We start from the raw sequence: 3,868 nt of genomic DNA on the forward strand, positions 1-3,868 counted from the left end.
CCGAGAAGCGCCGCCTCGAAGTCGCCCGTGCGCTCGCGACCGAACCGAAGCTGCTGCTGCTCGACGAAGTCCTCACCGGCCTGACGCCGACCGAGGCGCAGACCGGCGTCGCGCTGGTGCGCAAGGTGCGCGATGCCGGCATCACCGTGTTGATGGTCGAGCATGTCATGGAGATCGTGATGCCGCTGGTCGACCGCGCCATCGTGCTCGACCTCGGCAAGGTGCTGGTCGAGGGTAAACCCGCCGATGTCGTCCGCGATCCCAAGGTGATCAGCGCATATCTGGGAGATCGTCATGCTGTCGGTGCGTGAAGTCACGACCGCCTATCAGGGCCTGGTCGCGATCTCCGCGGTCTCGATCGAAGTCCAGAAGGGCGAGATCGTCTGCGTGGCCGGCGCCAACGGCGCGGGCAAGTCGACGCTGCTCAAATCCATCGCCGGTGCCGAGCGCCCGCGTTCGGGCACGGTGACGTTCGACGGCAAGCGCCTCGACGGCATGGCACAGCATCACATCACCGCGACCGGCATCGCCTATGTCCCAGAGAACCGCCGCCTGTTTCCACGCCTGTCGGTGCGCGACAATCTCCGCCTCGGCAGCTACCTCTACCGAAGCGAGGCAAACCGCGAAGAGCCGCTCGATCTCGTCTTCAAGCTGTTCCCACGTCTCCAAGAACGTTTGGACCAGCGCGCCGAGACGCTCTCTGGCGGCGAGCAGCAGATGCTCGCGATCGGCCGCGCGCTGATGACACGCCCGCGGCTGTTGATGCTGGACGAGCCGTCGCAGGGCATCATGCCGAAGCTCGTCGACGAGATCTTCCAGGCCGTAAAGCTCATCCGCGACTCCGGCATGACCGTGCTGATTGTCGAGCAGCGCATGGCCGAGTGCCTCGAGATCGCCGACCGCGCCTACATCCTGCAAACCGGCCGCGTGCTGATGCAGGGGCCGGCAGCCGAGATCAGGGGTAATCCCGACGTGCGCAAGGCGTATCTGGGGCTGTAACGGCAGGGAAGATTTCGTAGGGTGGGCAAAGCGAGCGTGCCCACGCCTTCCAAAGACGTGGGCACGGCGCTGGCGCGCCTTTGCCCACCCTACGGCATTGTCGCGGTGTGTGTAGCGAGCGCCGTAGCCCGGATGAGCGAAGCGACATCCGGGGCCAGTTTCCCCGCATGCGCTCATGCGGCTACGATCGCAATAGCGAGGGTTGGAGCCGGGCCTAATGCCCGTGCGCCGGCAGCGTCACCCCGAACACCTTCACCAGATCCGTCACCTGCTCCGGCGACAGATACCGCGGGTTCATCCCGCGGAGCAGCAGATACAGCTTCGCCGTCTCCTCCAACTCCTCGGTCGCGAACACCGCGGCTTCCAGCGTGTCGCCGGCGACCACCGGTCCGTGATTGGCGAGCAGCACGGATGAATATGTCCCCGCCAAGCCCTTGATCGCGTCCGCGACCGCGGGATCGCCGGGGCGGTAATAGGGCACTAGCGCGGTGGCGCCACATTTCATCAGGTAATAGGCCGTCATCGGCGGCAGCGCGGCGCGCGGGTCGATCTCGGGCAGCATCGACAGCGCGACCGAATGCGTGGAGTGCAGATGCACGATCGCCCTCGCGCTCCCGCGCGTGTCGTAGAGCGCATTATGCAGCGGAACTTCCTTGGTCGGCGCATCGCCCGAAACCAGCCGGCCCTGATCGTCGAGCCGCGACAGCTTTGCAGGATCGAGGAAGCCGAGGGAGGCATTGGTCGGCGTCACCAGCCAGCCGCCGCCGTCTAGCCTGACGCTGATATTGCCGGAGGATCCCGGTGTCAGCCCGCGCTCGAACAGGGACCGTCCGAACCGGCAGATGTCTTCGCGCAGCCGGGTCTCGTTGCTGTTTTCAGTCCTCATGGCCGTCATGTCCGCTTGTCTCACGCTTTGGCAGCGCGGCCAAGCCGTGATATCGGTTCGCCGAGCCGCCGCAAAGGCCGGCCGTCCGGGAAACGTTCGCAAGGGTCAGTTGCATATGTCCGCCTCCACCTCACAAAATCAGCGCATCGCCGTCATCGGGCTCGGCTCGATGGGATTCGGCATGGCGACCTCGCTGAAGCGCGCCGGCCATGCCGTGACCGGCTGCGACGTTTCGGCGGATGCCGTCGCGCGCTTCGTGAAGGATGGCGGCGCGGGTGCGAAGACCCCGGCCGAAGCGGCCAAGGAGGCCGATATTGTCGTCAGCGTCGTCGTCAATGCGGCGCAGACCGAGACGATCCTGTTCGGCAAGGACGGCGCCGCCGAGACCATGCCCGCAGGCGGCGTCTTCATATCCTCTGCCACCATGGATCCCGACGTGGCACGGCGCCTCGCCAAGCAGCTCGAGGCGACAGGCCGGCACTATCTGGATGCGCCGATCTCCGGTGGGGCGCAGCGCGCTGCACAAGGCGAGCTGACGATCCTGGCCTCCGGCAGTCCCGCCGCGTTTGCCAAAGCACGGCCCGCGCTCGATGCCATGGCGGCAAAGCTCTACGAGCTCGGTGATGCCGCGGGCCAGGGTGCCGCCTTCAAGATGATCAACCAGTTGCTCGCCGGCGTGCACATCGCCGCCGCCAGCGAAGCCATGGCATTCGCGGCCAAGCAGGGCCTCGACATCCGCAAGGTCTACGAGGTGATTACGGCCTCCGCCGGTAATTCCTGGATGTTCGAGAACCGCATGCCGCACGTGCTCGACGGTGATTATACGCCGCGCAGCGCAGTCGAGATTTTTGTGAAGGATCTCGGAATCATCCAGGACATGGCGCGCAGTGCCAGATTTCCGGTGCCAGTGTCGGCCGCAGCACTCCAGATGTTCTTGATGACAGCCGCCGCCGGCATGGGCCGCGACGACGACGCATCGGTGGCGCGGATGTATGCGCAGGTCACCGGCGTCAAGTTGCCCGGCGACAAGTAAGAAGGGACTCCGATGCCGCGTTTTGCCGCCAACCTCTCGATGATGTTCACCGAGGTACCGTTCCTCGATCGCTTTGATGCCGCAGCTCAAGCCGGCTTCACCGCGGTCGAGTTTCTTTTTCCCTACGATCATCCGGCCGAGGCGGTTGGCGAGCGGCTCAAGCGCAACGGCCTGACCCAGGCGCTGTTCAACCTGCCGCCGGGCGACTGGAATGCCGGCGAGAAGGGTTTTGCCGCGCTCCCCTCGCGCTTTTCCGATCTCAAGGCGAGCCTGGAGACGGCGTTGCCCTACGCCAAGGCGACCGGCGTCAAGCGCCTGCATTTGATGGCCGGCATCGCCAACCGCGGTGAACGCGTGGCGATCGAGGCGTTCTACAAGTCGGTGGCGTGGGCCGCGGAATTCTTCGCACCCCACGGCATCGACATCGTGATCGAGCCGATCAACGCCCGCAACGTGCCCGGCTACTTCCTCAACGATTTCGGCTTCGCCCGCGACCTGATCCAGGAGCTGAGGCTTGCGAACCTGAAGCTCCAGTTCGACATCTATCATTGCGGGATCATCCACGGCGACGTCACCATGCGCCTGCGCGAGATGATGCCGATCATCGGCCACGTCCAGATCGCCAGCATCCCCTCGCGCAACGAGCCCGACGGCGAGGAGCTGAACTATCCGTTCCTGTTCACTGAACTCGACCGCCTCGGCTATGCCGGCTTCGTCGGCTGCGAATACAACCCGCGCGGCAAGACCACCGACGGCCTTGCCTGGTTCAAGCCTTACGCTGGAGTGAAGCCGTGACACTTGCGTTGGGCTGCATCGCCGACGATTACACCGGCGCGTCCGATCTCGCCAACACGCTGACGCGCGCGGGCCTGCGCACCGTGCAGACCATCGGCGTGCCCGCGGATGATCTCGCGCTGCCCGAGGTGGACGCCGTCGTGGTGTCGCTGAAG

5 protein-coding genes and 1 pseudogene are annotated in these 3,868 nt (G+C 65.4%); 5 read left to right on the forward strand and 1 reads right to left on the reverse strand.

The genetic code is table 11. The features are described 5' to 3' along the window. Together MOV75_RS30050 and MOV75_RS30055 are read left to right on the forward strand one after the other, a co-directional pair. A pseudogene (locus tag MOV75_RS30050) lies at positions 1 to 311 on the forward strand (ABC transporter ATP-binding protein); the annotation flags it as partial. Continuing rightward, positions 295 to 999 carry an ABC transporter ATP-binding protein gene (locus MOV75_RS30055; protein WP_246922766.1) on the forward strand — a complete coding sequence of 235 codons (705 nt, stop codon included), beginning with the start codon at positions 295 to 297 and terminating at the stop codon, positions 997 to 999. The pseudogene MOV75_RS30050 and the gene MOV75_RS30055, both read left to right, overlap by 17 nt. 214 nt (positions 1,000 to 1,213) lie before the next feature. Here MOV75_RS30055 and MOV75_RS30060 read toward each other — a convergent pair whose 3' ends face one another. Then, a complete protein-coding gene (locus tag MOV75_RS30060) occupies positions 1,214 to 1,894 on the reverse strand; it encodes an aldolase (protein ID WP_246922763.1) in 681 nt (226 codons plus the stop codon). On the opposite strand from MOV75_RS30060, the gene ltnD reads away from it, so the two are divergent. The 3 genes from ltnD to MOV75_RS30075 form a co-directional block, all read left to right on the forward strand. Next, entirely contained in the window at positions 1,893 to 2,918 is a 1,026-nt protein-coding gene (gene ltnD / locus MOV75_RS30065; protein ID WP_258719532.1) for an L-threonate dehydrogenase, read from the forward strand. The two genes, MOV75_RS30060 and ltnD, sit on opposite strands and share 2 nt — an antisense overlap. Before the next feature lie 12 nt (positions 2,919 to 2,930). Next, positions 2,931 to 3,713: a 2-oxo-tetronate isomerase gene (gene otnI, locus MOV75_RS30070; protein ID WP_246922759.1), complete on the forward strand. Its 783-nt coding sequence runs from the start codon at positions 2,931 to 2,933 to the stop codon at positions 3,711 to 3,713. Further along, positions 3,710 to 3,868, forward strand: a 159-nt coding sequence (locus tag MOV75_RS30075) for a four-carbon acid sugar kinase family protein (protein ID WP_247007137.1), incomplete at its 3' end; no start/stop codon positions are given. The genes otnI and MOV75_RS30075, both read left to right, overlap by 4 nt.

The sequence above is a fragment of the Bradyrhizobium sp. PRIMUS42 genome, assembly GCF_023006515.1.
GTDB lineage: Bacteria > Pseudomonadota > Alphaproteobacteria > Rhizobiales > Xanthobacteraceae > Bradyrhizobium.